This window comes from Labrys sp. E2SS-1L, assembly GCF_057073705.1.
The window spans coordinates 232930-259577 of the sequence record NZ_CP172713.1; the positions used below are offsets into that span (position 1 = coordinate 232930).

Consider the following 26648-nt stretch of genomic DNA (forward strand, 5'->3'; position numbering starts at 1 on the left):
AGCAGGCGATGACAGCCCATCTGCTCAAGGATCTCAAGGGCCTGCGCGTGCAGGTCATACATCCACCCGATGCCCAGGGCGTGGCGCTGGTCGAACATCTGCGCCGCATCGGCTGCAGCTGTGAAACGACATGGCCGCTGCCTCAGGCCGTCAGCGCGACCGCAGTCGTCGTGTTGGTCTCCATCGAACAAGAAAACCGGGACAAGATTCTGCGCCTTTTCAGGCCTGTCGAACCCTCGGACCCTGCTGTCTTGGCCGTCGTGTCGTTCGAAGATCCGAGCACGCTCCAGGTGGTGCTCGAATGCGGTGCACTGGCCGTGATCGAGCGGCCCATTCGTCCCTTTGGATTGCTCACCAACCTGATCATCGCCCGTTCGCTGTGGATGGAGCGCCAAAGCGCGGCCAAGCGGATCCGCAAGCTCGAACGCAAACTCGCCGGCAACAACCGGATCCTGAGAGCCAAGACCATTCTTATGGAAACACAGGGGCTCAGCGAACCGGAAGCCTATGAAAGCATACGCAAACAGGCGATGGGCAAACGTGTGGCGATGGACGATGTCGCCACCGCAATTATCAATGCTTATGAGCTCTTGACGTTCAAGGAAAGTCGTGCCTAGTATGAAACTTAGTTGACGTCCGGTGAAACGGCGTCACTCTCGGCGATCGACAGTGTAGTCTTCGCCATTTGGCTGTGCAGCCCGCAAACTCCCGTTCGGAGTTGGCGGGTTTTTTGTTTTGGTTAGGCCGACAAGGCTGTTGGCCTCCCTGTCTTGCAGTATCGGCGACACTGAGCATGCGCGAGCCGGCGCGTGCGAGGCAATGCTTTTACTCTCTATCCGAAAACCTTTGTCCAGACCTTGTCGCCTGGGGCTCGTGCGCGCCCATGCGGCAGGACCCACATCGAAAAGAAGGAGCCCGGTTCATCATCTTTCGACTGCAGCCCTCCTGCTGAGCTGGTGAGGCTGGACCGCAACGGTCAGGGCGTGCTCGGCGCGCTCGCGAGACTTCCGAATGATCCTGCACGGCCGCGAGGGGCGGCTCGAAGACAAGGACGCGCCCATCGAGGCGCAGAGGAGGGGTAATGAACGACAAGACAAGGCGTGCCTTTCTCCAGGCAAGCGGATTCGCGGCCATGGGATTGGCAGCACCAGCCATCCTGCGTCTGGGCGATCGCGCCTGGGCAGCCGAAGAGGTGCCGGTCGGCATCATGTATTCGCTCACCGGCACGACGGCGATCGTCGAGAAATCGATGAATCAATGTGCCCAGATGGCAATTGCCGAGATCAATGCCAAAGGAGGCGTGCTCGGCAAGCAATTGCGCCCCGTGATCGAAGATCCTGCTTCCGAGCCGCGCACCTATAGTGAAAAAGCGCGCAAATTGGTGATGGAAGACCAGGTGCCGGTCATTTTCGGCTGCTACACCACCGCCAGCCGCAAGGCGGTGCTGCCCGTGGTCGAGCGCCGCAAAAGCCTGCTGGTATGGCCGACCTGGTACGAGGGAGAAGAGTGCTCCAAGAACGTACTCTATGCCGGATCGGCGGTCCCAAATCAGCAACTCGAGAATTCGCTGCCCTGGCTGAAGAAGAAGCTTGGACGTAGCAAGCTGTTCATCGTCGGTTCCGACTATGCCTTTCCGCGGGGCATGGCCAAGACTTCGAAAACAATCTGCCAGAAGATCGGCATGGAGGTCGTCGGCGACGAATATCTGCCGCTCGGCCACACCGAATGGGCATCGATGGTGTCCAAGATCGGGGCGAGCGGCGCGGATGTGATCTTTTCCAATGTCGTCGGGGATTCGATCGTCGCCTTCTATCGCGAGCTGCGCAACCAGGGCTATAGTTTCGACAAGCTGCCCTTGTGCTCGTCGACCACGACAGAGGTCGAGATCAAGGCCATGGGGCCGGAATATGCCCTCGGCAGCTACGTATCCCTGCCCTATTTCCAGACCGTCGAAACGCCGCAGAACCAGGCTTTCGTGAAGGCGTTCAAGGCCTATGCCGGCGCCGATGCCGTAACCCATGCCGCAATGGAGGCGGTCTATATCGGCGTTCACATGTGGGCGATGGCGGCCGAGAAGGCGGGTGAATTCACGGCCAAGGGGGTGGTTTCGGCCGTCGGCGGAATGTCCTTCGACGCCCCGCAAGGCAAGGTCACGATCGACCCGCAGAACCTCCACAGCTACCTGACGCCCCGCATCGGCAAGACACGGGCCGATGGATTGCTCGACATCGTCGACCAATATCCCGAGCCGCTGCTGCCGCTGCCCTATTCCAGCGTCGGGGAAAGCGCGGAGAAACGCCTCTGCACCACGAGCGGCGCTTCGCTCTAACGCGTCATCGGTCGGACTCCAGGCCGCTGCAGGCACTGCACGGCCACCGGCCACTTGCGATCGGGTTTGAGATGGAAACCTTCGTCATCGGGCTGAGCATCGGATCGATCCTGTTCATGGTCGCACTCGGTCTTGCGATCATCTACGGGACCATGAAAGTCATCAATCTCGCCCATGGCGAGATGGTGATGATCGGTGCCTACGTCACCGTGCTGGCGACCCGTCATCTGGGCTTGAATATCTATCTGTGCCTGCCCTTGGCGTTCCTGGTCACGGCGATGTTCGGCCTGGCGATCGAACGCTCGGTCGTCAGCCGTCTCTACGGACGTCTGCTTGATACTCTGCTGGCGACCTGGGGCATCGCCCTCATTCTTCAGCAGCTCGTCCGCATCCATTTCGGGCTGGCCCTGTTCGGCATCAAGATCGATGGGCTCGGAGCGGACCTGCAAAATGTCCCGGTACCGGTCGAGCTGCAGCAGACCTGGCATCTGCTGGGAGCCAATATCCCCGTCTATCGGGCCTTTGTCTTCGGGGTTGCCGTCCTGCTTGGGGCCGCGACCTGGTGGCTCCTTTACCGCACGCGCTTTGGTAGCCAGCTAAGAGCCGTATCGGTGGCCAGGAACACGGCTGCCGCCTGCGGCGTGAACGACAAGAAGGTCAATGCCCTTGCCTTCGCCTATGGCTGCGGTCTTGCGGGTGTAGCAGGTGTTCTCGTCTCCGGGTTCAAGACAGTGTCGCCGGACATGGGAACTTCCTATGTCGTCGACGCCTTTCTCGTGGTGGTCGCCGGAGGCGTGGGCCAGCTGCTGGGCACCTTCGCCGCTGCCGGAATACTTGGCGAGGTTCAGAGCTTCGTCGCCACCTGGCTCAATGATGTGTATGGCCGCACCGTTCTGTTTGCCGTGGTCATCCTCATCCTGCTGTTCAAGCCGCAAGGCCTGTTCGTGACCAAGAGCCGCTGACACTCCCAAAGACATGGATGAGCGTATGACATATCGAAGCACTTCCATTGCCGCCTACATAGTGTTCTTTGCGGTGGTGTTCGCCCTCCCGTTCTTCCTCAACAGCTTCTGGACCAACCGGGTTGCGACCTATCTCGTCTATGCAATCTGTGCCGTCGGGATAAGTCTGGCCTGGGGCTATACGGGAATACTCAGCCTGGGCCAGGGCCTGTTCTTTGGAATGGGCGCCTATATGCTTGCCATGTCGCTCACGCTGGCGGTGCCCGAAAACAACCCGGTGCCGGATCTGATGCTGCTCAATATGCAGCCGGACGCCGTGCGCGATCTTTGCTGCGTCACCCCGGGCTCCTTCCTGTGGATTCCCTTCAGATGGGTCGCGGTCGGCATGATCGCGGGATTGCTGGTGCCCTGTGCCCTGGCCGCGGGACTTGGCTATGTCATGTTCAAGCGGCGCACGACGGGCGTCTATGTCAGCATCATCACCCTGGCGTTCGCGCTGATCGGGCAACTGCTCGTGATCAACAATCAGCCCTTGACCGGCGGCTTCAACGGCCTTGCCAGCTTTGCCCCGCTGACGATTGCCGGTTTTGAATTCGACCCTTACGGACCCAGCGTCTATTACGCCGTTGCCGGCATTCTGTTTCTCGTCGTGCTCGGGCTTCGCCTGCTTCTTTCCGCTCGCATCGGACAGGTTCTCAAGGCGATCCGCGAGGACGAGGCCCGGGCCCGCTATCTGGGCTATGACGTCGAGAGCTACAAATTATTCGTGTTCTGCCTCTCGGCCACCATAGCAGGGCTGGCAGGCATGTTGTTCACCCTGACGGCGGAGTTCGCCTCACCCTCCCTGATGGCGACGTCGTTCAGCATCTCCATGGTGATCTGGGCTGCGACCGGCGGGCGGGCGTCCCTGCTGGGCGCCTGTATCGGGGCTTTGCTGGTGAATTTCGTCGGCTCCTATGCCAGCGAGAATGCCGTCCTCCAGCCGGTTTGGCCGATCATCCTGGGCGGGCTGTTCGTTTTCGTGGTGCTGGTGATGCCCAACGGCATCGTGGGCCTCATCAAAGCGTGGTTCGAACGCACCCCGCGTGACAATTCCTCACGACGGGAGGCCTACCCATGAACGCCGTGACCAGGATAGAGGCCGCACGACCGCAGGCAGCGACTCCGCCCATTCTGACGACCCGCAATCTCACCGTCCGCTTCGACGACTTTCCGGCCGTGAGCAATGTCGACCTGTCGATCGAAGATGGTGAACTCAGGGTCATCATCGGTGCGAACGGTGCCGGCAAATCGACGCTGCTCGATCTGCTGTGCGGAAAGGTGCTGCCGTCGGAAGGCGAGATCTGGCTGCGCGACCGCAACATCACCGGCATCGGCGAGGCGGCGATTGCGCGTGGCGGCGTCGGCCGGAAGTTCCAGACACCTGCCGTCTTCAAGGAGATGACGGTGCTCGAGAATTTGCAGATCGCAAGCAACCGCTACGTCAAGGTTCGCGACAATCTGTTCCGGCGCTTCTCGCGGGGGCCGACCGACCGGGAATTGGCGGTCGCCGAACGGACGGGGCTGTCATCCTTCATGAAGCGCAAGGCCGGGGAATTGTCCCACGGCCAATTGCAATGGCTGGAGCTGGCCATGGTCCTCAGCCAGGATCCCAAGGTCATTCTTCTCGACGAACCAGCCGCCGGAATGACGGCTGCCGAAACCGACAAGACCGCCGAGCTCCTGCTGGCGCTGGCCGGTGAACACACCGTGCTCGTCATCGAGCATGACATGGCGTTCGTGCGCAGGATCTGCCGCACCATAACCGTTCTCCACCAAGGTTCGGTCCTGGCGGAGGGAACGGCGGATGACATCGAGAAGAACCCCGCTGTCATCGAAGCCTATCTCGGTTCTGCGACGCTCAGCCATGCTTAAGATCAGCCATGTCAATGCCTTCTATGGTACCAGCCATATCATCCACGACCTCGATCTGGAGATACGCAAGGGCGAGACGTTCTGCGTCCTGGGACGCAATGGCGTGGGCAAGACCACATTGCTGCGCAGCCTTCTCGGCATCGGGGTGCGCACCACGGGGAGCATCGAATTCCAGGGCCACGAGATCGGCAGGGCCCTGACCCATGATCGCGCCCGGCGTGGCATCGGCTATGTGCCCCAGGGGCGGGAAATCGTTCCGGGCATGAGCGTGCTCGACAACATCCTGCTTGGCTGCAATGCGCGCACCGATCGCAAGACCGACGTGCCACCGCTTGTCTGGAGCCTCTTTCCATTCCTGAAGGACCACCTTGGACGGCGGGGAACGAACCTCTCGGGCGGCCAGCAGCAGCAATTGGCCATCGCCCGCGCTCTCGCCACCGATCCAAGCCTCCTCATCCTGGATGAGCCCACCGAAGGCATCCAGCCCAACATCGTCGAGGACATCGAGCGGGCAATCATCGCGCTCAACCGTGATCACGGCCTCACGATCATCCTGGTCGAACAGAAGATCCGCTTTGCTCGAACAGCGGCACACCGCTTCGCCATTCTCGAAAAGGGGCGCGTCGCGGCGGCCGGACCGACCAGCGAACTCACTCACGAACTCGTCCACCGGCATATGAGCCTGTAGCGCGCTGCGAGGACAGGCGCCGCAACCAGACAATGGGAGGAACCCAGCATGCTTCGCATCGAGAGCCTTGTCGGGGCCAGCACCGATCCCGGCCTGCATGAGCATCTTCACCATCTCGAACATCACGGTGATCTGGAGGTGGTCAAGATCGCTGTCGGGGATCTCGATCGTCGCCGCCTGCTCGCCCGGACCGAACGTGGCGAAGAGCTCGCCATCACGCTTCCGCGCGACCAGAAGCTGTTCGACGGGGCGGTGCTGCTCATGGAGGCCAGGAGGGCCATCGTCGTCAAAGCCGGCGAACAGCGCTGGCTCAGGCTTTCACCGCGTGGGGCCGAGGAAGCGCTGGAGCTGGGCTATCATGCCGGCAATCTGCATTGGCGCGTGCGTTTCGAGGGCAAGGACCTGCTGGTCTCGCTGGATGGCCCGGCCGCCGACTATATTGCGCGCATAGACCCGCTGGTCAGGAGCGGAGCTGTTCTGGCGGCCGAAGAGCACCAATGAGCACGCTCGATCCGAGCCCTTTGCTGGTGGCGCTGCAGCATGCCGACAGCCAGTTTCCATCCGGAGGCTTTGCGTTCTCCCAGGGGCTGGAAGCGTCAGCGCTCCTGAAGGAGACGCTGGGTGGCTGGGACCTTGCCGATTTCATCCTCACGCAGCTCGGCCATCGCTGGGCCGGGGCCGATCGCGTCGCCTTGATCAGGGCTCATCGCTGCGGAAGCGAACTGGCAGGGGTGGCGGAGCTGGACCGCGAGGTCGAAGCGTCGACCTTCGTGGATGGTCTCAGGGCCGGCTCGCGCCGGAACGGCATGGCGCTGCTGACGACCCACGCCCGCATCGGTACGCCCAAAGCGTCGGATTACCGGGCATTGGTGCGTGAGGGCTCCGCCTGCGGACATCTGGCCGTCATGCAGGGCCTGCTTTGGCGGTCGGTCGGGCTCGATGAAACCGCGGCTGCCTCGATCGGCGGCTATCAGGCCGCCGCATCGCTGGCTACCGCCGCGATCAGACTGGGTCTGATCGGTGCCATCGAAGCGCAGGCCATCCTCACCGCGGCCCTGCCGGTCATTGCCGGAATTTGTCGCGAGCCGGTGGCCGACGACGAACCGATCCGCTCGTTCAATCCGCTGACTGAAATCGCCGTCTCTTTTCATCGCGGCGGCGGCCAGCGGCTGTTTTCCAACTAGCCCGGTCAAAGAGGGAAGCACATTCATGCTGCTGACGCCCACTGAATTGGAACGCCTGACCATCTTCACCGCGGCCGAACTGGCCCGCAAGAGACGCGCCAAGGGCCTGAAGCTCAATTATCCCGAAGCCGTGGCCTTGATTTCCGACGAGATCCTCGAAGGGGCACGCGAGGGACGCTCCGTGGCGGAAATGATGGCGTTGGGATCGCAGATTCTCACGCAGGACGACGTCATGTCCGGTGTCGCCGCCATGCTTCCCATGTTGCAGGTGGAGGCGACATTCAAGGACGGCACCAAGCTGGTCACGGTTCACGATCCCTTGCGTCCTGCCCCCGACGGCCCTCACGACAGTTTCGAGCCGGGAGAGATCGTCAGCGAGGAAGGCGAAATCGAACTCAATGCCGGCAGGGAGAAACGGGCTGTTCGGGTGGTCAATACCGGCGACCGTCCCGTGCAGATCGGCTCCCACTACCATTTCTTCGAGGTCAACCGGGCTCTGGAGTTCGACCGCGCCGCCGCCTTCGGCATGCGCCTTGATATCGCCGCCGGTACGGCGGTGCGGTTCGAGCCGGGGCAGGAGAGAGAAGTGGAGCTCACCACATTCGGCGGGCAGCAGATGCTTTCGGGACTGAATGCGTTGTCGGACGGCTCGGCCCGGGATCCCAACGCCAAGGCAGCGGCCCTCGAGCGTGCTCGTGCCGCCGGTTTTCGTGGCGCTTGAAAGGAGAAGACAGATGGCATCGCTCTCCCGGCGCGACTATGCCGCGATGTATGGACCAACCACGGGTGACGGCTTCCGGCTCGGCGACACCTCGCTCATCGCGGTGGTCGAGAAGGACTACGCGACCTATGGCGACGAGTGTCTTCATGGCGGTGGAAAGACACTGCGCGATGGCGCGGGCCTAGCCGCGGGCGTGACCAGCGCCGAGGGGGCGCTGGACTTTCTCTTGTGCAACGTCACGGTGATCGATGCCGTGCTCGGGATCGTCAAGGGCGATCTGGGCATCAAGGACGGGCGTATTGTCGGTATTGGCAAGGCCGGCAATCCAGCGATCATGGACAATGTCGACCCTCGCCTGATCGTCTCGGCGGCGACGACGGTGCGTGATTGCGAGGGCCTCATTGCCACTGCCGGTGCGTTGGATGTCCATGTCCACTTCGACAGCGCCCAGCTTTGCGAGCACGCGATCGCCTCCGGCATCACCACGATGCTGGGCGGTTCGCTTGGGCCCATCACCGTCGGCATCGATTGCGGCGGCGCTTTCAATGTCGGCAAGATGCTGCAGGCCGCCGAGCAATGGCCGATCAATTTCGGTTTCCTCGGGCGAGGCAACTCGCACAAGCCAGCCTCGCTGGTCGAACAGATCGAAACGGGCTGCCTCGGCCTCAAATTGCACGAGGACTGGGGCACGATGCCCGCTTCCATCGACACCTGCCTGTCGGTTGCCGACGATATGGACTTTCCAGTCCAGATTCATACCGACACGCTGAACGAGTCCGGTTTCCTGGAAGATACGCTGGCCGCCATCAAGGAGCGCACCATCCACATGTACCACACCGAAGGTGCGGGAGGCGGTCATGCGCCCGACATCATCCGTGTTGCCGGCGTACCGTGGTGCCTGCCGTCCTCCACCAATCCCACCAATCCCTATACCATCAATACCTTCGACGAACATCTCGATATGACGATGGTGTGCCATCACCTCAACCCCTCCATACCCGAAGACGTGGCCTTTGCGGAAAGCCGCATCCGGGCGCAGACGATCGCCGCCGAAGACGTCCTGCACGATATCGGCGCGATCTCGATGCTGGGGTCGGACAGCCAGGGCATGGGCCGCATCAACGAGGTCATCTGCAGGACCTGGCAGCTCGCCGACAAGATGAAGCAGCAAAGAGGGCGCCTGCCTGAGGAGAAGACGCGTCTTGGCGACAATGAGCGGATCAAACGCTATGTCGCGAAATACACCATCAATGCGGCACGCACCTTCGGCATTGCCGACCATGTCGGCTCGCTCGAGGACGGCAAGATCGCGGATATCGTGATTTGGCGCCCGGCCTTCTTTGGCATCAAGCCCGAACTGGTCATCAAGGGCGGTTTCATAGCCTGGGGCGCGATGGGGGACAGCGCAGCCTCGCTGATGACCTGCGAACCCCTCTTGTTGCGTCCGCAATGGGGAGCGTTCGGGCGGGCCAGGCAGGCGCTGTCGGCCTGCTTCGTCAATCCGGCCGCCATCGACCGAGGGCTGGCCTCCACGCTCGATTTGAAGAAGGCGCTGCTGCCCTCCCGGGGATCGAGGGGGCTATCCAAGAAGGACATGCTCCATAACGACGTCTGCCCCCAGATACGCGTCGATCCCCAGACCTTCGACGTCTTTGTCGATGGCGAGCTTGCCACATGTGAGCCGGCGCGGGAGCTGCCGCTGGCACAACGCTATATGCTGAGGTGACGCCATGGACGCGACGTATCTGTTGAAGGATCGGCCATCGACCCGCGTGGGCGCTGCCAGGGTTGGCATTGGCGGGCCGGTCGGTTCGGGCAAGACGGCGCTCATCGAACGACTGATCCCGGCTTTTGCGGCACGAGGTGTCTCGCTGGCGGTCGTCACCAACGATCTCGTGACGGCGGAAGATGCCGAGCGTCTGCGGCGTTCCGGCCTGATCGATCCGGCGAGGGTTGCGGCTGTCGAGGCTGGCGCCTGTCCCCATACCGTCATTCGGGAAGATCCCACCCTCAACATCGCCGCTGCCGACGAGTTGGAGCAGCGTTTTCCCGATGCCGAACTGATCCTGATCGAGAGCGGCGGCGACAATCTGGCCTCCACCTTCTCGCTCGACCTCGTCGATTGGTGGATGTTCGTCATCGATGTGGCAGGAGGCGACGACATTCCCCGCAAGAATGGCCCGGGCGTGCTCAAATGCGATCTACTTGTCATCAACAAGAGCGATCTGGCGCCCCATGTCGGCGTCGATCTCGACCGCATGACAAGCGAGGCCGGCGCGGCCCGCCACGGTCGTCCGCTGGTGCTGACCAATTGCCGCAAGGCCGAGGGCATCGGCGCAATCGTGGACCGCATCCTGGCCGACGTGTTGTTCCGATGACGCAGCATTGGCAGCCACCATCGTCACCTGGTGATCCGGCCGTGCACATCATGGCCGAACATCGGGGCCGTTTCGAATTGGACTTCATCCGGCATGGTGCGCGAACGACGCTCGCGCGCCAGTTCGTCTCCTACCCGTTTCATCTGACGCGGCCTTTCCGGCTGGATCCGGCCATTCCTTCCTTGCTTACGCTCTATCAGCAATCGTCATCCGGAGGTCTCTATCGAGGGGAACGGCTCTCATGCCGATTTCGAGTGGGGGCGGGCGCTGCCGCCCACATAACGACCCAGGCCGCCACGATCGTTCATGATTGCCAGGGCCGGCCCGCTCAACAGAGGACTGTCATCGAGGTCGAGGGCGGGGCTTTTCTGGCCTATGCGCCCGACCCGCTCGTGCTCTTTCCAGGTGCGTCCTTTGCTGCCAGCCTGGAGGCGCGCCTGGCGGATGACGCGGTCATGTTCCTTTGCGATGCATTCACCACGCATGATCCCCGGGCTGAAGGACGCCGCTTCGACCAGCTCAGTTCGGATGTCGTGATCCGCAATTCGAGCGGGAGGCTGGTCGTCCGCGATAGTTTCCGGCTCGGCGGCGATGCGCTGTGCAGCCAAACTTCACCGATGGGGCGCTGGCAGGTCATGGCGAGCTATCTCGTCCTCGCTCCTCCTGCCCGTCTTCCTTCCCAGGCTGACCTGCAGTGCTCGCAGGTCGAGGGCCGTTCCATCATTGGTGTGAGCGTCCTCCCCAACGCGGTCGGCTTGGGCATTCGCTGTCTTGCCGCAGATGCGATCGCGGCTCGCAAAGCCACCGACCGGCTGTTCTCGCTGTGTTGCCAAGCCGCGTTCGGCCATTCGCCCATGCCCCGGAGAAAATGAGATCTCGGGGGCCGCTGACTGATTTCGAAAGGAGATAGCCCATGAAATCCCGCTGCACCGTTCCATTGGTTGCTGCGATCCTTATCGGCGCCATGACAGCCGCTGCCAATGCCCATACGGGCATCGGCGATACCAGCGGGCTCGCGCATGGTTTCCTGCACCCCGTCGGTGGACCGGACCATATCCTGGCCATGGTCGCCGTCGGATTGTTTGCTGCCCAGTTGGGCGGGCGGGCGATCTGGCTCGTCCCGTTGAGCTTTGTGGCCGTCATGGCTTTCGGCGGCGTACTGGGACTAGCCGGCGTAACGCTGCCGTTTGTCGAACTGGGCATCGGCCTTTCCGTACTCGTGCTGGGCGCCGCCGTTGCCTTTCGGTTGCGCGCGGCCGTACCGGTGGCAATGGCTCTCGTCGGGTTTTTCGCGATCTTCCATGGCTATGCGCATGGAGCCGAGATGCCAGAGAATATCGGCGGCTTCACCTATGGCGTGGGCTTCATGCTCGGAACCGCCATGCTGCATGCCATCGGCGTGGGAGCCGGCCTGGCAATCGGCAGATCGCGAAACGGCCGCGGAGAACTTCTCGTCCGTTCGGCCGGAGCCGTTATTGCGATTACCGGTGCGGCTTTCCTCGGAGGGCTTGCCTGAAAGGCCGGCGCGGACATCCTGCTCCAACGGCAGGGCAAACGGCATGCGCTCGTGGCGATCTTTCCGCGAGGGCACAAGCGGGCATCATCGATGGAGAGCCGGTCAGCCGGACTACGTCGGCGTTCGAGCCGGCGTCTCCTTCCCTGCTGGAGCGCATGCATCGGCTTAAGGCGGCACAATGCCATTGAGCAATTTGGCGGTGGGAGGGCGCGATTGTCGGTAAGAAGAAAGAAGGAACGCCTTCCGGTCGCGATCGGTCGAGAGCTACGGGTCTGCAGGGAGCGTGAAGGGATCTCTGCCGTCGATCTTGCACGCGCGGCTCAAATTTCAGGTGGTACCCTGTCGAAGATTGAACGAGGCACCATCACGGCCTCCCTGACGATCATACAGTCCTTGGCAAGAATTCTGGGCGTTTCATTGTCTACGCTGATAAAACGAACAGAGAGGCGTCGTAAAGTTATCTTTGTCAGGCAAGCCGATGTGATTGGATCGAGTGTATTCCCTGTCCAGAAAGGTGTCTATAATTTAGATCTTGGCTCTGTCGATTCTTATAACGATCTTCTTAACACCAACCCCTCTTTGGTGGTGATTTATGATAATGAATATTCGAACATGTCATCCCAAGGAAAGGGGTATGTTTTAATTTTCATGCTGGAAGGTGAGATGATATATCGCCATGGCTTGAATAGTCATAAATTGGAAACAGGAGATAGCCTGTTTTTTGATGCTGAGAATTGGCATGGGCTTGCCAAAGCTGTCAAAACACCTCTCAAGTTTCTACAGTTTAATACCTGCTTCAAATAATTAGTATTGTATAAGGGGTTGGTTCATCCGACTGTCGTTGTCACTCGTGCCCACTGCACTATTGCTACACCACACTGAATTTCGCCGTGAAACGGAAGTTGGGTGCCCTCCAGGCGAGCCCGTCTGATGCGGCAGCTTCTTGGTGCGGCCTCCGTCCATCACAAAAACATGCCCGGTCGCAAATCGCCTCTCATTGGAGGCAAGCGATACCGCGAGATTGCCGATGTCGCGCGACTCTCCCAGCCGGCCTGCCGGATACATGACCAGGAGTTCGCGTCGGATTCGCGACCTGCCGGCTATGCTTTCCAGATATATCTCGCTGGGCCCCGAATTGTTCCAGTCCGGTGGGATTGCATTGCAACGGATACCGTTCCGCAACGTTCCGGTCTTGGCGCCAAGCTGGAACCAGGCATGTTCGGGCCGGCTGTCGCCGCCTATGGGGGATGATTTACGAATTCTCGTTCAAGCAATGACTTGGCGGGGTTTGCTTTTGGCGCTTCATTCTCGTGTGAATAGAAGCAGGCGTTTGCGATCGCAGGTTCAAATCAAAGGTGCCATAGCCCGCAACCAGTTACGATGTCTTTTGAGCCAGAAATACCCGATCGCATCATCGCAAGACTGACGTGATCTTGGGCTTGAACTGCCTGGAGCAGTCCATTCCGCCCTGGGATAGCTTCCCTCGCCAGCGCATCAGGGCTATCTCGACCCCGGGTCGACTGTCCGGTGAAACGGGGGAGGGCACACGGAGGGCTTCGGCCCGGTTTGGGGTGGCCCGGCCGCGAGGATCAGTCGGCGGCATGCGGCCGGGCCTGCCGGCCATGTCGTTGCGGGACAGCCGGCGGCTCCCCCGAGTGGTCAGGAGCGCTTGAAGGCTAAATCGGCAGCGTCCCGGAACGAAGCGGGATGTTGTTAAGAGTTGTTTCCGGCGTCCGCGGCCAACGGAGCCTGGCCGATCGTTCAATGAAAGGGCGACCGGGCCTTGCATCATAATGTTACCTAGCGTTACCCTGTGGGGCGGGGGCTGTTTACGAGTTGCTAGCCTTTGCAGGCAAGCCAACTATCATTTCTGGAGGATGTCATGGGATTGCTCGACAACATTCTTGGTGCATTGCAAGGGCAGACTGGAAGCTCGATTTCCGATTTGGTGTCACAGCACTTGCCCGATCTCCTCGGGCAACACGGTATTGATGGCCTGCAGGGGCTGACGACCCAGTTGTCGCAAAGCGGACTGGGCGAAGCAGTTTCGTCGTGGATCGGCAACGGAGAAAATCAGGCGGTCACTGCCGACCAGATTTCCCAGGCCCTGGGTTCGCCTATGGTCACGTCGCTGGCGGAGAAGTTCGGCGTTGATCCGGCCCAGGCGAGCCAGTTCCTCGCCGACCATCTGCCGCAGATCATCTCGACATTCCACGGCAATCAAACAGCCTGAAGGAGCCCGGCCGCTCGATCGAATGGAGAGGCGGCCGGGCCTCGCCAGCAGACTGTGAATACTGCTGGCGATTGCTTCCGCCGGGCGCGATGGAAGCAAGGAAGAGGGTAGGCCGGCCGGATCACGGGATGAAGCTTGATCTTGTTAAATGTTGTTTCGCCAACCTGGCGATCGAGGCGAAGTAGGATAGGGGCATGGCGCCCCGCGTGTCCTCTTCCTGCTTGAGCGCCCGGCCGATTTCGCAACTACGGGTCCCGTTGCCAGTGTCGATCGGGGGCGAGCCGTACTGCGATCTCCGCCGGGACATGTTGCCTCGCCGTTGTCGGTGTTTTGATCGGCCGGAACTCAGCGCCCGGTGTGGGGCAGGTGCTGCCTGTTGGATTGCCGCGGCGTTTGTCGGTGCAACGATGGTCGCCGATACTACGAACGGGGCCGTTGTCGGTGCGGGAGATGGAAGTGCAATAGGCTCCCTGGCCGAGGCAGCGGCTTTTCGTCGATACGGCTAGTTCAAGACGGCAGACGCGCCCATCCCTACGGCGCATAGCGCCATGACACCCGTGGAGAGCCAGCCCAGGCCAAGCAGCCAGCCGCCGATCACCTGCTCGCCCATGATTCTTTTGTCGGTCGACATCAGCATCATGATGACCATGATCGGCACAGCGACGACGCCATTCACCACGGCGCTCCAGAAAAGGGCCTGGATCGGATTGACGGGGGCGAAATTCAAGGCCACGCCGAGCATGGTTGCGATCGCTATCGTGGCATAGAAGGCCTTGGCGTCCTTGGGCTTGCGGGCCAGTCCGGTGGGCCAGCGCAGCGCTTCTCCGAGCCCGTAAGCGGCCGATCCGGCCAGCACCGGCACGGCCAGGAGCCCTGTTCCCACGATGCCGATGACAAACAAAAGCTCGGCAAATTTGCCTGCAACGGGCTCCAGCGCTTCAGCCGCCTGCGCTGAACTGCCAATGTCGGTGATGTGGTGCACATTGAGCGTCGCGGCCGCCGTGACCATGATGGACAGCGCAATGAAGTTGGAAACGCCCATGCCGGCGAGCGTATCCAGTTCAATCCTTTGATCGGCCTCCTTGGCTTGTTCCGGACTATCCTTCAAAGGGTGGCGCTTGGGCTTTTCCTTGAGGTCCTCCACTTCCTGCGAGGCCTGCCAAAAGAAGAGATACGGGCTGATGGTGGTGCCAAAGATTGCGACAATTGCCATGAGATAGTCGGAGGAAAGCTCGATATGCGGCGTAAAGAATCCCGTCGCGAGAGCCGCCCAGTCGATCTTTACGATGAAAAGCGTCGCGACATAGCTCAGCAAGGCCAGGCTGAGCCATTTGAGAATGCGAACGTATTTCTTGTATTGCAGGAATACCTGCGCGATTGCGCATCCGGCTCCGAAAAGCACGACATAGACCAGGGCCGGGCCGCCGATGATGAGTTTGACGGCGTCGCCCATTGCGCCGATATCGGCCCCGATATTGATGATGTTGGCGATCACCAGCAGGCAGACGCCCGTATAGACCAGCCAATTGGGATAATATCTGCGCAGGTTGCCGGCTATGCCTCGTCCCGTGGTTCGTCCGAGACGGGCGCTGATCATCTGGATGGCGCTCATGAGGGGGTAGGAAAACAACAGGGTCCAGCTCGCGCCATAGGCATATTGCGCACCCACCTGGGAATAAGTCGCAATTCCGCTGGGATCGTCGTCCGAAGCGCCGGTGATTAAGCCCGGGCCGAGAACTTTGAGTATACGTGGCTTGCTTGGCTCGACAGCCGGGCTGCGCTCCGTTCTTGGATCGAGGTCCCCCTCAGTCCCGCTCATTGTTCCGCCTTGCTGCAAGATGTTCTTGTTGTTGCTCTGGCGCCGACATCGAAAGCTGCAAATCAATCTGTGCGCAGGATCGATGTGGCGCCCTCTCGTCTGCTATGCGAGCTTACGAACTCGCTCGGTGGCATTCGGTTCCCGAGGAATGCTCGAACCGCCCGGCGGAATGGCGATAGCGTACGGTGGCGGAATTGTGCTTGGAACGGATGGGAAGCACCGCAGTTCTGGCTGTCCAGTACCGAGTTTCCAGGAGAACGCTATGATGGAGGCGGCTGTAAGGAAGCTATTCGAGCGATACGAGAACTTCTGCAATCAGTCTCTCGGTGGCCATGCGGACATGGACGAGGTCGCCTCACTGTACGCGCCCGAATTTATCGGCGCCGCACCCGCCGACGTCATGACTGGAAAGAACGACGATCAGTTCAAACAGGCGATCGTGCAGGGATATGCACATTATCGGGCAATCGGGACGACAGAGATGCGCATACGCAATGTCCGCCTTTCCTCCATAGACGAATGTCATTGCCTAGCCCATGTCGCTTGGACCGCCACCTATGCCCAGAAGGGTCGAGGGCACAAAGTGATCGATTTTGATGTCCACTATTTCGTTCAGATACTGGATTCCGAGGCGAAGATATTTGGTTGGGTATCAGGCGACGAGCAGGCACTTCTAAAAGAGCATGGCATCATCTGACGCCAGCCGTGCCTGCAAATGCACGCTTCTCCGATCCGTGTGGCTCCTTCCTGTCCGACTTAGAATATGCCGGCCTCTGAGACAGGGGGCGAACCGAGATCGACAATTAGATCGCCGGGCGCCTTCTCGGCGCCGTCACAAAGGTCGCCAATGCTTATCCTGGTGGCCGTATCAGTTAATTCAGGCGTCGAGGGCATGAAAAAGCATGAGACGACGTAATTTTATATAAAAACTAAGATTATAATAATAAATATTTTGAATTTATAGATAAATTTAGGCTCGTAAACTATAATAATACGAAATTAAATTTAAAAACACATTATAACCTCCACTAAAATAAGAATTTATATGAAGATAATTATTCGAATTATTGTAGTTGGCGCGTGTATGTAGTTCGGATAAATTTAAACTTGCATTCAGATCCCCTTCGTCGTTGATTAGTCGAAGTTTCAGGGAAAGGTATGCAAGTCATGAGGCAGGTCTATATCTTATTGCCGTTAGGGGTAGCATGTGTCTTGGGAGCTTGTGCCGACAATAAACCACTCGAGAAGGGGTTGAGGGTTGGCCCATCCGTTACTCGCCATACGAAAAAAGATCAGTCCGTCACGGTGTACAGCGCGTATCAGGTCGCCAACGATTGCGTCATGTATGACCTGCCACCTTCCGTCAAGATTATCACGCCTCCGCGCAATGGCATTGCCACGGTTGTTCACGTGAAAGACCATCCCGCCTACCCGACGACAAGCCATCTCTACAAATGCAATGCCAGGATGATACCGATGACTGCAGTCACGTATCGGCCGAATCCGGGCTTTACGGGTACCGATAGCCTCGCATTACAGACCAATTTCACCGGATCTCTCAATCCTCCTGACCGGACTGCAGTTGCCGTTGAGGTAGCACCGTAGACCCGGTCACCGGCATTCGCGCCCCCACTCGAGCCCTGCGGTGCTCTTAGCGTGGGGTCGATGATGAACCATATGGCGGGCTGATCGAGCCCGTGGCGCAAGCCGAGATGGCCCGGCAACGCTGCTTTTCGCCGAGCGCAGGGCTTCGCAGCCGGACCGCTTGTTGCGCGGGAGCGGGGCTATCGGAGCAGGATCTGCGACTGCCAAACCCGGGTTTCGATCCGTGCCCGGATCTGCTCGGCCTTGCCATGAACGACCACGAAGTGCTCCCTGTCGAAATACAGGGTCGAGCTGTCGGGCTCATTGCCCTCGATATAGCAGATGCGAGTCACGTTCACTTCGATCGGATGTCGGTCGAAACTTCGTTCGAATGTACAGAATATCGGGATTCTGGTCTCTGTCCCTTCAGAACGACCCGTCGTCTCCTGCGCTTCGTCCATTCCTACCATCCCACACAAACGCGAGCGCAATGATGGCTCTTCCAGTGCGGAAATCTAGCAATGGCGTTTTCGGGATCAAGACCGCCTGAAATCCTATGGTTAAAAAAATTGCCCGCCGCGCTTGGGAACAGCGAGCGGGCAAGCAGGGGAAGGGAGCAATGCGGGTTTCCTGCCGGCGGCAATTGCTCCTTGTTTTCAGGCTGCGACGTCCGCCGGCGGGGTCATCGACGTGCAGGTTTCGATATGCCTGCGGGTGTCCGCGAGGGTGCCCCTGACGACCACGAATTCGTCTCTCCTGAAATACATGGTCGTCGTGCCGTCGTCATTGCCCTCCAGATAGAGGATGAGATTCACGTTCACCTCGATCGGATGGCGGTCGAAGCTGCGTTCGAAAATACAGAAAATCGGTTTCACCGGTCCTGCTCCTTTGGGGTTAGCAGGCCCTGTACTAGGACCGTGGGCATGATGCCCACTGCGTGTCGCTTCTCGCGTTCGCGAGCGCCCTCTACGCCTTCTCCTCTTGGAAAAGAACAGCCCGCTGGCCTGTCAGGCAGCGGGCGAGTTGGGCTGTCTAAAGTCGACAAGGACTCAACCGATGAGCGGCGCGATAGTTCCTCACGTCCGTCTCACCGGTCGTCGCCCTGGCTCGGGCATGCCTGCTGCATCCCCCAAAAGTCCTGCTGCCTTCTGGAGCAGATTTTTAGGCTTTGGTTCCGTTATTGGTCATGCCCGAAAATGGCCGGCGTCGACGGTCGAAGGCGATCTAGGGGGCCGATCGGGCCTGCCTGTTGCGCTACTTCTCCGCCTGCAGCGCGGTTCTGCCAGCCTCTGTAATTTCCCAGTAATTGGCCGATGGCCGGGGCTTGATGGCAACGAAGCCCAGGATACGCAGACGCCAAAAGGTCCGATGTGATCGAACGCCGTCGGGCATGTGCCCGATCGGCACGCCACCGGGCGTCATCCTGACTTCGACGCCCGCCTCGAGCGCGGTCAATGCACGGATTTGGGCAGGGGATAGCTTTGCCATCTAAGCAGTGCCGTCCTGGCATATGAGCGCCGATTCAAGCCCTCGGGATGCAGCCTCGCTATGTCTGAGACACGCATTCTACATGAGATCGGGACGATGCGGGAGAAATTGCCTCCTGGCTGCGCTGGTGGGGCTGCCGGCGTCGTCGAGACACATTACGCCGGCGGCCTCTCCGGTGTTTCAAGCGTCCAAATTGCGGTCCAGGCGCCGAGCGTTGCGCCCTCCCATTGGCCTTCTGTCCGGATGGGCTGGCCCTGGATGGCCGTCTCCATCGGTTTCGGCGTGTCGCTGAGATTGAGAACGAGGCGGAGCACCGTTTCGCTGGTGCTGCGCCAATCGACGCAGACGACCCCGTTCTCGTCGACTGTGTACATACCGGCCTGCAGGAAGGTCGGTATGAGCGGTACGATCTTCGTGGCTCGAACCGATAGGATGCGCCGGTACCAATTCAGCATGTCCGCATGCAGGGGCTTCTCCCGTTCCGGCCACAGCAATTTGGCGGAGCGGAAGGTCTGTTCGCTGACGGGATCGGGAATGGCTTCGCGCGCTTGCGGATCGGCATAGTCGGGAAAGCGCGAAAACTCGTTGCGCCGCCCCTCGCGCACCGCATCGGCCAGTTCACCCTCGACGTCGCAGAAGAACGTGAAAGGCGTAGAGGCGGCCCACTCCTCGCCTTGAAACAGCATGGGGATCTGCGGTGCCAGGAGATAGGCCGCCGCGGCGGCCTTCACGGCTCGGAGCGGATGATGGTGGTGGATGCGGTCGCCAAAGGCGCGATTGCCGATCTGGTCGTGATTCTGCAGGAAGGCGACGAAGGCATCCGGCGGCAGATGGGCCGAGGGTTGCCCGCGACGACTGCCGCGATAGGCCATCGTTTCGCCCTGGAAGGCAAAGCCCTGTGCCAAGGCGCGGCCGAGCAATTCGGGCCGATGGGCATAGTCCCCGTAATAGCCTGCGTTTTCGCCGGTCACGGCCACATGCAGGGCGTGATGGACGTCGTCATTCCATTGCGCGGTGAAGGCCGGTGTTCCTTCCGATTGCCGGGCGAGCCATTCGGCGTTGTTTTCCTCATTCTCCAGCACGAGATGGACAGGACGATTGCCGATGAGGGCGCCGACCGCGGCGCGGATCTCGGCAAGGAGATGACGGTCCCCGGCATCGCGTATCTCGTGCACGGCATCGAAACGCAATCCGTCGAGGCGGAACTCTTCCAGCCAATAGAGCACGTTTTCGATGGTGAAGGCCCGGATCTCGGCAGACCCTTCGTCGTCATAGTTGACGGCGGGGCCCCAAGGGGTCTGGTGGCGTTCGGTGAAGACGGGAGCATAGAGCGGCAGATAGTTCCCCTCGGCTCCGTAGTGATTGTAGACGACGTCGAGCAGCACCGAGAGGCCGAGGCCATGCGCTTCGTCGATGAAGGCTTTCAGTTGCTCCGGCCGGCCATAGGCTGCGTCCGGCGCGAAGGGAAGGACGCCGTCATAGCCCCAGTTGCGTTTCCCCGGAAAATCGGCCACCGGCATGAGCTGGATGGTGGTCACCCCCAGTTCCCTGAGATAGTCGAGCCGTTGCGCCGCGCTGGCGAAAGTCCCTTCCGGCGTGAAAGTTCCGATATGAAGCTCGTAAAGCACCGTTTCGTGCCAGGCGCGTCCCTGCCAGTCCGTATTGCGCCAGCGATAGGCCGCCGGGTCGACCAGCTCGCTCGGACCATGGACGTCCTCGGGCTGGAAGCGGCTGGCCGGATCCGGCACGGTCATGCCGTCTTCCAACACGAAGCGATATCGGGCACCAAAGTCGGCGGCCACCGGCAGGCAATGCCAGCCGCCATGGTTGTGCATCGGATATGTCGTCTGTCCCAATTGCAGGCCGACCCGGCATTGCCTGGGCGCCCAAAGGCGAAACAGAACCTTGCCGTCGCGCAGGACGGGGCCGAAGCGTGGTTCGTAGTGGCCTGGCGGCATGATCATGGCTGCGAGTGCCGGATTGCCGGCGGTGTCTGCGGCACCAGCACGGCGGCGGGCAGCTCTGCCAGCAGCATAGCAAGATCGATGCCTTCCTTGCCGGGGGTGATCTGGCGTCCAGAGAGGAGATCGCCATAGACGGGGCAATGGTGGGCGAGGGGCAGAAAGCCGTCGATGGCGCCACGACCGGGGAACCGCGCGGCCACGACGACGAGGGCGCAGTCGCCATGCTGTCGCGAGAAGGCGATGACGCGATCGCCTGCCATCTCGATGGGCCGATAGTCTCCTACGGCAAACAAGGCTTCATGCCGGCGGCGCAACTCGAGCAGCTTGGCGATGGTGGCCAATTTGGCGCTTCCGTCGAGAAGGTTGTCTCGCGCGACCGGCCGAATATTTCCCAGGCTCTCTCGGCGCCAGACCCAGTCGACCGGGCGGCGATTGTCCGGATCGACCAGGCTGAAATCGTAGGCCTCCGCCCCCTGATAGATATCGGGAACGCCGGGCACGGTGAACTTCAACACGGTCTGCGTGAGACTATTGGCAGCACCGAGTTCGATGACGCGTTTTTCGAAGCCGATGAAATCGGCAAGAAAATCCTGGTTCGCGAAAGCGGCCGCAACATAGTCGTGCAGGGACTTTTCATAAATCTCGTCGGGCGCTGCCCAGTTGGTGTGAACCTTGGCCTCGCGCGCCGATTTGAGCATGGCCAGCTGCAGGCGCTCCTGGAACCGCTCCAACGCCCCGATATCGGTGGAGACGAGGTCCACGGGCCAGGCACCCACGAGCAACTGGAAGAGCAGGAAGATGTCGTTGCCATCAGGCCTGGTCTCATTCCCGTCGAGCATGGACCGCCAGCGGGCGGTGGCTTCGGTAAAATCCACCGGGATCTCGCTGAGAACGGCAAGGCGTGCCCGGCAGTCCTCGCCACGTTTGGTGTCATGCGTCGACGTCGCGAGCATGGCGCCCGCATGGCGGGCGAGATTGGCGGTATGGAAAGCCTCGACGCTGGCGCCGAGATGGCCGGGGTGGCCGCCAACCTCATTGGCGGCAATGAAGCGGTTGTAGCGGTAGAAGGCGGTATCCTCGACCCCCTTGGCCATGATCGGCCCGGTATATTGCTGGAACCGCATGGCAAAACGCATGACGTCCTGCCGGCTGAAACCGCTGCCGGGCTTTGCAACGGCCTCGCCGCCGAGCAGTGAGAACAGGAAGTCGAACACCGAATGGTCTATGCCACGCCCCGAGCGCCGCGCCTGGGTGAAGGCACTTTCGAGTTCCTGAAGGTCGGCAGCGCTGGCACCCTCCGCATCGACATAGGTCCGATAGACACGAAACCCGGCGACGATTTCCCTGAGTGCACGCTGCAGGACATTGCGGGTAAAATCGGCAGTGCGCGGATTGGAACGCGCGATGCGGGCAGCCTCGCGAGCCAGCCCGTCGAGTTCGCCGGCCATTTCGTCTGCCATGATGGCCAGCTTGCCCTCGCGGCTGATGGCCTTGAAGCTGCGCCGCTCGCCGGTGAAGCGGCGATAAAGCTCATCGAGCTGTGCCTGGCCGCTCGGGTCGATCAGCAGATTGGTAAGGAGGTTGGCGAATTCGTAGCCGGTCGTGCCGTCGGCATGCCAATCCTCCCGCAGTTCCTCATTTTCTCCGAGGATCTTCTCGACGACCAGGTAGATTGGCCGCGGCGCTTTCTCGCGCAAGCGCCGGCAGTATGTCTTGGGATCCAGCAGGCCATCGATATGGTCGATGCGCAACCCGTCCAGCACACCCTCGGCGATCAACTCGAAGACAAAGCGATGGGCGTGGTCGAACAACTCCTCATGTTCGATGCGCAAGCCGGCAAGATCGCTGATATTGAAGAAGCGGCGGTAGTTGATATCGTCGGCGGCTACACGGAAATGAGCCACGCGCCAATGCTGGTCGGCGATCAGCTGGTCGAGCCGTTTCCAGCTCTCCAGCTCGCCGGCCATGCCGGCGAAACGCCCCAGACGCTCCGCGACGGCCTCCGTCACCGTCGGTTCGGCTGCGACCAAAGCGGCAAGATCGGCCTTGAGTTGTCCGGCCCTGCGCTGTTCATGCGGGTGGAACCCTTCGAGGTGGGAGAAGGCATCGCTCAGTTTTTCGAGCGCGGCATGGTCGCTCCCAAGGACACGGCCATAATGTCCGGGATGGATGGGGAGCTTGTGGGCGCCGTGAGCCCAGATGGCGATCTCCCCGGCCCTGGCATCGAAACATAGCTCGAGGCCACCACCGGCAAGCACTGCGCCGTACTGGTCGCCGAGAACGGGGACCAGGACCTTGCCCCTGAGATGCGAAGGTTCGGGCTGCCAGTCGATGTCGAACCAGCCGGCATAGGCCGACTCCTGGCCCCATGCGAGCACGTCGAGCCAATAGGGATTGTCGGCACCGTTCACGCCCATATGGTTGGGGACGAAATCGAGGATCAGGCCCAGGCCGTTGGCGCGTAGGGCCTGCATCATCAGATCGAAATCTTCCTTGGTGCCGAGGTCGGGATTGAGGGCCGAGTGATCGACGATGTCGTAGCCGTGGCTGCTGCCCGGCCTCGCTTTCAGGAACGGGGAGGCATAGACGTGGCTCACTCCCAATTGGGCGAGATAGGCGGCTATGGCTTCGACCGCCGCAAAATTGAAGCGGGCGTTCAGCTGCAAACGATAGGTCGCCCGCGGCGGCGGGCAATCGGCTTCTGGCATGGAACTTTCCCGATCGAGTCGTTTCCTGGAACCAGCGGCGAGGCTGAAAGTTTCGCGTGGCATTGCTGCAGATGAATGTCGCAACGGGATCTTTCGTACCGTTCGCGGGTTCGATGCTGGGGAGGGCAGCACAATGACCTCGATGTTTGATTACGATCCCGAAGAAATCGTCAGTTTCGAAGGCCATGACATCAGCCTGAAGGAAGCCGTGATGCGGTATCGGCAGGCCAGGGCCCACCCAGACCAGTTCACGGATTTTTCGGCTGTTCGGGATCCCGGCAAGACACCTCAGATCTTCGAAGTCGAACACTTCGACGCGTTGATGACGCGACCCGAGTTTGAGGGCTCGGCCTGAGCGCAATGCAGCAGCAGCCATACTACCCGCAGCGATATCGCTTGAAGACTTTCGCGGCACCTGAAGGAAGAGCACCCATGGTTTCCGACATTCCCGAGCCTCTTGCGGTGGGGAGCATCGTCACATTCTCCCCCGCCCCTGGCCATAGTCAGCCTGACTTTTACGAGGGTGCTCCGATAACGCTGGTGCCAGGGGTCGGAGAACCACTGATCGGCCGTATTCTCGCCCATACCGCAGAAGAAGTGGCGGTTGCCGCGGCTGGTGCGCAGCTGGTGCTGACCCCTGTCGCGGCGACGTTGGATGAGCATGGCAGTCTCGACTATAAGGGAGCGTGGACGGTTCGATCGACAATGCCGCTAGGCTGAGGCCATCGGCTCCGGAGCCAGTCGTGCTGCTCGGCAATGGGGGGTGCCGACGAGGCGGCCTGGCCAGCGTTCCTCCCAGAGAAAGCTTCGCCGAGCCATGTGTTTCACGCATTTTAGCGGGAACAGTCTTGGTCCGTCATGGTTCGGAAAGGGTGAGGTCGTGGATGCCTTGTGTCGCCCAATGACCGGCCTCGCAGTGTAGAGTCCGGCGGTCCGGTTCCTCGTTGCCGACCTTTCCCCCAGGTCCGAGAGCCGGGCCGTTGCATGAGTAGGGAACAAAGAATCGAGATACCTGTTTGGAAGGTACGAGACGATCGATGCGAAAGCATTCGGCGTATCGTTCGGCTGATGGTGAGATCAGCCGAGGCGGCTCGGCCAATGCCGATCACACCGACCTCGGCGGCCGAGCCGCTCAGACCCGGTGCTTCCATCCGGGTGTTCCCCTCTTGCGAAAAATGCGCAAGGCCTTCTCTGGCCCGCTACCCTCGATGGCGGGCGGGGGCAGAAGCCATTCGTCGTCTTTGCAATGACGGCGAGCGGTATGGCCGGGTACCAGCGTCGGAGCGCTGTCAGAGTACATGCATCCGATCAGTTCCGCCTTTCCTTCTCTTGGCGGGCTGCGGATAGGGCTCCAGGACAGGTTTATCGTCCGCCTGTGCAGGATAGTCGACCTTTGGCCGTATGATCGGTGTTTCGTCCGGTGAAATCTCTTCGACGCCAGGCCCCTTCTTCCTGGTCCCGCGGAACGGACCGTCGAGTGGTTTCCGATGCTTCGAAGCGGCCATCCGAACCTCCTTCACGGCATTACGCGTATATCGGCTTCCTTGCAGGCCGCGACGAACGCGGTTCTGGCATTGTCGGGTTCGTCCGTGCCCGCCATGACGTCGAGGCAGATACGGCGAGCGTCGATAAGCCGCGGTCCAGTGACTTGGGGCCAGTCATTGAGCAGAAAATGCGATGCTTCTTCCGTCGAGACGAGAATGCGGTATCGCCCGACATCGGTCTCAAATCGGACCGGTCGACTCCAGGGCAGGGTATCCATAGTGTTCCTCTCGTCCATCAGGCCGGAAACGGGCCGAAGGCTCCGACATATCGTATGAGGTTACGGCATGCTGGCCTTCCGCCAGCGCTCCACGCCAACCGTGGTGAGCTTTTCGGGAAGGATGTCGGCTCGGCTTGCCGTTGTCTTCCCTTCAAAAGCGAAGCGTCATGCTACGCCGGCAGCGTAGCATGAAAGCAAATGATGTCCGAGCTTATTTGGAAGGCATCGTCAGGGGCGCTTTCGGTCATATCTGGTTGGGATCGACCAAAGGGGGCATCTCCGGCGGGTTGGGCACATCCGGCGCGATCGGCGTGTTTCCCGGCGGCGGCGGCACGATGGGCACTTCATTCGGGGGTTTCGGGTTTGGCTCCGGCATGGGCGGAGGGCTTTCCGTCGGCGCTGGAGTCGCGGGCTTCGGTTCTTTCGGATCGGGCATCGTACTCTCCCTCATTGCGTGACATGCATGCCGGATTCTTCACAGGCTTCGATAAAGGCCCTGCGGGCGTGATCGGCGGGGAGCGATCCGGCCAAGGCATCGAGACAAGCGCGTCTGGCAAGCAGATGTTTGTCTCCGCCTTCGGTTGGCCAATGATTCAGCAGGAAGTCAGAGGCTTCCTCGCATGAGGCAACCACTCGGAACTGACCTGCGCCGATCTCGAATTTCACGGGGCTGCTCCAGATTTTCATGGCCATGGCACACCTCCTAAACTCAAACATTGTCGGTGCATGCCGGTTCCTGCAGCCATGGCCTCGGGCTTTTCCTCTCCGATCATCCGATCACATGCATTTCGAGTTGCAGGCAGGCCTCGATGAACACGGCCCGGGCATCTCCGGCCTCCGCTCCTTCAAGGGCCTCCAGGAATCCCTGACGCCCTGCAGCCGGTTCGCCATCGGAATCGATGGGCCAGTGCTTGAGCAGAAAGATGACGGCTTCGTCCGTCGAGCCAACTATGCGGTAATCACCGATATAGGTCTGGAGCTCGACCGGGCGCAGCCAAGCGCGGTTATACATGTCAACCCTCCGGTTAATCGAACTGCGGTGGGGACATTTCGTTCCGATGGAAGGGCGTGATCATGTGAGGATCACCCCGGCTTCCTCCGCGGCGAGCAGGAAAGCCGCCCTGGCGTCTTCGGGATCACGCTTGCCTTCGATCGCCTCGAGACAGACGCGCTTGGCGAAGTCATAGCGCTCGCCGCTGTCGGCGGGCCAGTTGTTGAGCAGATAGTCCGCGGCCTCGTTTGCGTCGCCGATGGTGATGCCGTCGATATTGATCGGCTGGGTGAACATTGAAGATGTCATCTCCTACCTCCTTGCGAGAAACACGAGGGGAGGGCGATGGTTCCGGCGCGGGTCGTCGAATGGCCCGTTGGCCAGGAAGGCCGGTCCCGTCATTCGGA

Annotated in this window: 30 protein-coding genes; 19 read left to right on the forward strand and 11 right to left on the reverse strand. The window is 60.7% G+C overall.

All coding sequences use genetic code 11. The annotated features are described in order from the left end of the window. Nucleotides 1–8 precede the first annotated feature (8 nt). From ACIGJE_RS26830 to ACIGJE_RS26895, 14 genes are all read left to right on the forward strand, one after another. The gene (locus ACIGJE_RS26830) at nt 9–617 is read left to right on the forward strand and encodes an ANTAR domain-containing response regulator (RefSeq protein WP_068290287.1); all 609 of its coding nucleotides are present in this window, start codon (nt 9–11) and stop codon (nt 615–617) included. A 464-nt stretch (nt 618–1081) separates the two neighbouring features. Continuing rightward, nucleotides 1082–2329 carry a transporter substrate-binding domain-containing protein gene (locus tag ACIGJE_RS26835; protein ID WP_367625818.1) on the forward strand — a complete coding sequence of 416 codons (1248 nt, stop codon included), beginning with the start codon at nt 1082–1084 and terminating at the stop codon, nt 2327–2329. A gap of 71 nt (nt 2330–2400) precedes the next feature. Next, the gene (urtB, locus tag ACIGJE_RS26840; protein ID WP_311939609.1) at nt 2401–3291 is read left to right on the forward strand and encodes an urea ABC transporter permease subunit UrtB; all 891 of its coding nucleotides are present in this window, start codon (nt 2401–2403) and stop codon (nt 3289–3291) included. 25 nt (nt 3292–3316) lie between these two features. Further along, complete coding sequence (gene urtC / locus ACIGJE_RS26845) at nt 3317–4411, forward strand: urea ABC transporter permease subunit UrtC (protein WP_311939607.1); 1095 nt, start codon at nt 3317–3319, stop codon at nt 4409–4411. Continuing rightward, nucleotides 4408–5205 (forward strand): urea ABC transporter ATP-binding protein UrtD, encoded by a 798-nt coding sequence (gene urtD, locus ACIGJE_RS26850; RefSeq protein WP_367625820.1) that lies wholly within the window; start codon nt 4408–4410, stop codon nt 5203–5205. Before urtC ends, urtD begins: the two co-directional genes overlap by 4 nt. Further along, complete coding sequence (gene urtE, locus ACIGJE_RS26855; protein ID WP_311939602.1) at nt 5198–5893, forward strand: urea ABC transporter ATP-binding subunit UrtE; 696 nt, start codon at nt 5198–5200, stop codon at nt 5891–5893. Before urtD ends, urtE begins: the two co-directional genes overlap by 8 nt. A gap of 48 nt (nt 5894–5941) precedes the next feature. Then, nucleotides 5942–6394, forward strand: a complete 453-nt coding sequence (ureE, locus tag ACIGJE_RS26860) for an urease accessory protein UreE (protein WP_311939600.1) — start codon at nt 5942–5944, stop codon at nt 6392–6394. After that, a complete protein-coding gene (locus tag ACIGJE_RS26865) occupies nt 6391–7077 on the forward strand; it encodes an urease accessory protein UreF (RefSeq protein WP_415082150.1) in 687 nt (228 codons plus the stop codon). The genes ureE and ACIGJE_RS26865 overlap by 4 nt, the downstream gene beginning before the upstream one ends. 25 nt (nt 7078–7102) lie before the next feature. After that, complete coding sequence (locus ACIGJE_RS26870) at nt 7103–7798, forward strand: urease subunit gamma (protein ID WP_367625824.1); 696 nt, start codon at nt 7103–7105, stop codon at nt 7796–7798. 13 nt (nt 7799–7811) lie between these two features. Beyond that, on the forward strand, nt 7812–9524 hold the full coding sequence (gene ureC, locus ACIGJE_RS26875) for an urease subunit alpha (RefSeq protein WP_367625825.1): 1713 nt from the start codon (nt 7812–7814) through the stop codon (nt 9522–9524). Nucleotides 9525–9528: 4 nt separating this feature from the next. After that, complete coding sequence (gene ureG, locus ACIGJE_RS26880) at nt 9529–10176, forward strand: urease accessory protein UreG (RefSeq protein ID WP_367625826.1); 648 nt, start codon at nt 9529–9531, stop codon at nt 10174–10176. Nucleotides 10177–10226: 50 nt separating this feature from the next. Beyond that, nucleotides 10227–11048: an urease accessory protein UreD gene (locus ACIGJE_RS26885; RefSeq protein ID WP_483680889.1), complete on the forward strand. Its 822-nt coding sequence runs from the start codon at nt 10227–10229 to the stop codon at nt 11046–11048. Between the two features lie 41 nt (nt 11049–11089). Continuing rightward, on the forward strand, nt 11090–11692 hold the full coding sequence (locus ACIGJE_RS26890) for a HupE/UreJ family protein (RefSeq protein WP_483680891.1): 603 nt from the start codon (nt 11090–11092) through the stop codon (nt 11690–11692). A gap of 213 nt (nt 11693–11905) precedes the next feature. Further along, complete coding sequence (locus ACIGJE_RS26895; RefSeq protein WP_415082144.1) at nt 11906–12496, forward strand: helix-turn-helix domain-containing protein; 591 nt, start codon at nt 11906–11908, stop codon at nt 12494–12496. Here ACIGJE_RS26895 and ACIGJE_RS26900 read toward each other — a convergent pair whose 3' ends face one another. Beyond that, nucleotides 12497–12874: an SDR family oxidoreductase gene (locus ACIGJE_RS26900; protein ID WP_415082142.1), complete on the reverse strand. Its 378-nt coding sequence runs from the start codon at nt 12872–12874 to the stop codon at nt 12497–12499. A gap of 700 nt (nt 12875–13574) precedes the next feature. Between ACIGJE_RS26900 and ACIGJE_RS26905 the strand changes: the two genes are divergently transcribed. After that, complete coding sequence (locus ACIGJE_RS26905) at nt 13575–13925, forward strand: YidB family protein (protein WP_367625831.1); 351 nt, start codon at nt 13575–13577, stop codon at nt 13923–13925. 502 nt (nt 13926–14427) lie between these two features. On the opposite strand, the gene ACIGJE_RS26910 is transcribed toward ACIGJE_RS26905, so the two are convergent. Then, the gene (locus ACIGJE_RS26910; RefSeq protein WP_415082140.1) at nt 14428–15744 is read right to left on the reverse strand and encodes an Nramp family divalent metal transporter; all 1317 of its coding nucleotides are present in this window, start codon (nt 15742–15744) and stop codon (nt 14428–14430) included. A gap of 265 nt (nt 15745–16009) precedes the next feature. On the opposite strand from ACIGJE_RS26910, the gene ACIGJE_RS26915 reads away from it, so the two are divergent. Next, nucleotides 16010–16441: a nuclear transport factor 2 family protein gene (locus ACIGJE_RS26915; protein WP_415082284.1), complete on the forward strand. Its 432-nt coding sequence runs from the start codon at nt 16010–16012 to the stop codon at nt 16439–16441. A gap of 1087 nt (nt 16442–17528) precedes the next feature. Here ACIGJE_RS26915 and ACIGJE_RS26920 read toward each other — a convergent pair. The 5 genes from ACIGJE_RS26920 to treY form a co-directional block, all read right to left on the reverse strand. Then, nucleotides 17529–17789, reverse strand: coding sequence for a hypothetical protein (locus tag ACIGJE_RS26920; protein ID WP_311939582.1), 261 nt, complete (start codon nt 17787–17789; stop codon nt 17529–17531). 195 nt (nt 17790–17984) lie between these two features. Next, nucleotides 17985–18203 carry a hypothetical protein gene (locus ACIGJE_RS26925; protein ID WP_311939580.1) on the reverse strand — a complete coding sequence of 73 codons (219 nt, stop codon included), beginning with the start codon at nt 18201–18203 and terminating at the stop codon, nt 17985–17987. A gap of 379 nt (nt 18204–18582) precedes the next feature. Then, complete coding sequence (locus ACIGJE_RS26930) at nt 18583–18816, reverse strand: hypothetical protein (RefSeq protein ID WP_367625833.1); 234 nt, start codon at nt 18814–18816, stop codon at nt 18583–18585. Nucleotides 18817–18971: 155 nt separating this feature from the next. Continuing rightward, nucleotides 18972–20780, reverse strand: coding sequence for a malto-oligosyltrehalose trehalohydrolase (gene treZ / locus ACIGJE_RS26935; RefSeq protein WP_483680893.1), 1809 nt, complete (start codon nt 20778–20780; stop codon nt 18972–18974). Continuing rightward, nucleotides 20777–23488, reverse strand: coding sequence for a malto-oligosyltrehalose synthase (treY, locus tag ACIGJE_RS26940; protein WP_415082135.1), 2712 nt, complete (start codon nt 23486–23488; stop codon nt 20777–20779). Before treY ends, treZ begins: the two co-directional genes overlap by 4 nt. On the opposite strand from treY, the gene ACIGJE_RS26945 reads away from it, so the two are divergent. Both ACIGJE_RS26945 and ACIGJE_RS26950 read left to right on the forward strand, forming a co-directional pair. Beyond that, entirely contained in the window at nt 23487–23843 is a 357-nt protein-coding gene (locus ACIGJE_RS26945; RefSeq protein ID WP_415082133.1) for a hypothetical protein, read from the forward strand. The two genes, treY and ACIGJE_RS26945, sit on opposite strands and share 2 nt — an antisense overlap. Before the next feature lie 77 nt (nt 23844–23920). Then, nucleotides 23921–24208 (forward strand): hypothetical protein, encoded by a 288-nt coding sequence (locus ACIGJE_RS26950; protein WP_311939570.1) that lies wholly within the window; start codon nt 23921–23923, stop codon nt 24206–24208. Nucleotides 24209–25004: 796 nt separating this feature from the next. Here ACIGJE_RS26950 and ACIGJE_RS26955 read toward each other — a convergent pair. After that, nucleotides 25005–25250 (reverse strand): DUF982 domain-containing protein, encoded by a 246-nt coding sequence (locus tag ACIGJE_RS26955; protein WP_311939568.1) that lies wholly within the window; start codon nt 25248–25250, stop codon nt 25005–25007. Nucleotides 25251–25438: 188 nt separating this feature from the next. On the opposite strand from ACIGJE_RS26955, the gene ACIGJE_RS26960 reads away from it, so the two are divergent. Beyond that, entirely contained in the window at nt 25439–25708 is a 270-nt protein-coding gene (locus tag ACIGJE_RS26960) for a hypothetical protein (RefSeq protein ID WP_394315016.1), read from the forward strand. Here ACIGJE_RS26960 and ACIGJE_RS26965 read toward each other — a convergent pair. From ACIGJE_RS26965 to ACIGJE_RS26975, 3 genes are all read right to left on the reverse strand, one after another. After that, nucleotides 25698–25943: a DUF982 domain-containing protein gene (locus ACIGJE_RS26965; protein ID WP_311939564.1), complete on the reverse strand. Its 246-nt coding sequence runs from the start codon at nt 25941–25943 to the stop codon at nt 25698–25700. The genes ACIGJE_RS26960 and ACIGJE_RS26965 overlap by 11 nt on opposite strands. 76 nt (nt 25944–26019) lie before the next feature. Next, a complete protein-coding gene (locus ACIGJE_RS26970; RefSeq protein ID WP_311939562.1) occupies nt 26020–26262 on the reverse strand; it encodes a DUF982 domain-containing protein in 243 nt (80 codons plus the stop codon). A gap of 60 nt (nt 26263–26322) precedes the next feature. Then, on the reverse strand, nt 26323–26550 hold the full coding sequence (locus ACIGJE_RS26975) for a DUF982 domain-containing protein (RefSeq protein WP_311939560.1): 228 nt from the start codon (nt 26548–26550) through the stop codon (nt 26323–26325). Nucleotides 26551–26648 lie beyond the last annotated feature (98 nt).

What these genes read in the sequence shown, in the direction of transcription:
- ACIGJE_RS26830 (WP_068290287.1), top strand. Translation starts at nt 9, where the DNA reads ATGACAGCCCATCTGCTCAAGGATCTCAAGGGCCTGCGCGTGCAGGTC.
- ACIGJE_RS26835 (WP_367625818.1), top strand. Translation starts at nt 1,082, where the DNA reads ATGAACGACAAGACAAGGCGTGCCTTTCTCCAGGCAAGCGGATTCGCG.
- urtB (WP_311939609.1), top strand. Translation starts at nt 2,401, where the DNA reads ATGGAAACCTTCGTCATCGGGCTGAGCATCGGATCGATCCTGTTCATG.
- urtC (WP_311939607.1), top strand. Translation starts at nt 3,317, where the DNA reads ATGACATATCGAAGCACTTCCATTGCCGCCTACATAGTGTTCTTTGCG.
- urtD (WP_367625820.1), top strand. Translation starts at nt 4,408, where the DNA reads ATGAACGCCGTGACCAGGATAGAGGCCGCACGACCGCAGGCAGCGACT.
- urtE (WP_311939602.1), top strand. Translation starts at nt 5,198, where the DNA reads ATGCTTAAGATCAGCCATGTCAATGCCTTCTATGGTACCAGCCATATC.
- ureE (WP_311939600.1), top strand. Translation starts at nt 5,942, where the DNA reads ATGCTTCGCATCGAGAGCCTTGTCGGGGCCAGCACCGATCCCGGCCTG.
- ACIGJE_RS26865 (WP_415082150.1), top strand. Translation starts at nt 6,391, where the DNA reads ATGAGCACGCTCGATCCGAGCCCTTTGCTGGTGGCGCTGCAGCATGCC.
- ACIGJE_RS26870 (WP_367625824.1), top strand. Translation starts at nt 7,103, where the DNA reads ATGCTGCTGACGCCCACTGAATTGGAACGCCTGACCATCTTCACCGCG.
- ureC (WP_367625825.1), top strand. Translation starts at nt 7,812, where the DNA reads ATGGCATCGCTCTCCCGGCGCGACTATGCCGCGATGTATGGACCAACC.
- ureG (WP_367625826.1), top strand. Translation starts at nt 9,529, where the DNA reads ATGGACGCGACGTATCTGTTGAAGGATCGGCCATCGACCCGCGTGGGC.
- ACIGJE_RS26885 (WP_483680889.1), top strand. Translation starts at nt 10,227, where the DNA reads ATGGCCGAACATCGGGGCCGTTTCGAATTGGACTTCATCCGGCATGGT.
- ACIGJE_RS26890 (WP_483680891.1), top strand. Translation starts at nt 11,090, where the DNA reads ATGAAATCCCGCTGCACCGTTCCATTGGTTGCTGCGATCCTTATCGGC.
- ACIGJE_RS26905 (WP_367625831.1), top strand. Translation starts at nt 13,575, where the DNA reads ATGGGATTGCTCGACAACATTCTTGGTGCATTGCAAGGGCAGACTGGA.
- ACIGJE_RS26910 (WP_415082140.1), bottom strand. Translation starts at nt 15,744, where the DNA reads ATGAGCGGGACTGAGGGGGACCTCGATCCAAGAACGGAGCGCAGCCCG.
- ACIGJE_RS26915 (WP_415082284.1), top strand. Translation starts at nt 16,010, where the DNA reads ATGGAGGCGGCTGTAAGGAAGCTATTCGAGCGATACGAGAACTTCTGC.
- ACIGJE_RS26920 (WP_311939582.1), bottom strand. Translation starts at nt 17,789, where the DNA reads ATGGACGAAGCGCAGGAGACGACGGGTCGTTCTGAAGGGACAGAGACC.
- ACIGJE_RS26930 (WP_367625833.1), bottom strand. Translation starts at nt 18,816, where the DNA reads ATGGCAAAGCTATCCCCTGCCCAAATCCGTGCATTGACCGCGCTCGAG.
- treZ (WP_483680893.1), bottom strand. Translation starts at nt 20,780, where the DNA reads ATGATCATGCCGCCAGGCCACTACGAACCACGCTTCGGCCCCGTCCTG.
- ACIGJE_RS26945 (WP_415082133.1), top strand. Translation starts at nt 23,487, where the DNA reads ATGGAACTTTCCCGATCGAGTCGTTTCCTGGAACCAGCGGCGAGGCTG.
- treY (WP_415082135.1), bottom strand. Translation starts at nt 23,488, where the DNA reads ATGCCAGAAGCCGATTGCCCGCCGCCGCGGGCGACCTATCGTTTGCAG.
- ACIGJE_RS26950 (WP_311939570.1), top strand. Translation starts at nt 23,921, where the DNA reads ATGGTTTCCGACATTCCCGAGCCTCTTGCGGTGGGGAGCATCGTCACA.
- ACIGJE_RS26955 (WP_311939568.1), bottom strand. Translation starts at nt 25,250, where the DNA reads ATGGATACCCTGCCCTGGAGTCGACCGGTCCGATTTGAGACCGATGTC.
- ACIGJE_RS26960 (WP_394315016.1), top strand. Translation starts at nt 25,439, where the DNA reads ATGAAAGCAAATGATGTCCGAGCTTATTTGGAAGGCATCGTCAGGGGC.
- ACIGJE_RS26965 (WP_311939564.1), bottom strand. Translation starts at nt 25,943, where the DNA reads ATGGCCATGAAAATCTGGAGCAGCCCCGTGAAATTCGAGATCGGCGCA.
- ACIGJE_RS26970 (WP_311939562.1), bottom strand. Translation starts at nt 26,262, where the DNA reads ATGTATAACCGCGCTTGGCTGCGCCCGGTCGAGCTCCAGACCTATATC.
- ACIGJE_RS26975 (WP_311939560.1), bottom strand. Translation starts at nt 26,550, where the DNA reads ATGACATCTTCAATGTTCACCCAGCCGATCAATATCGACGGCATCACC.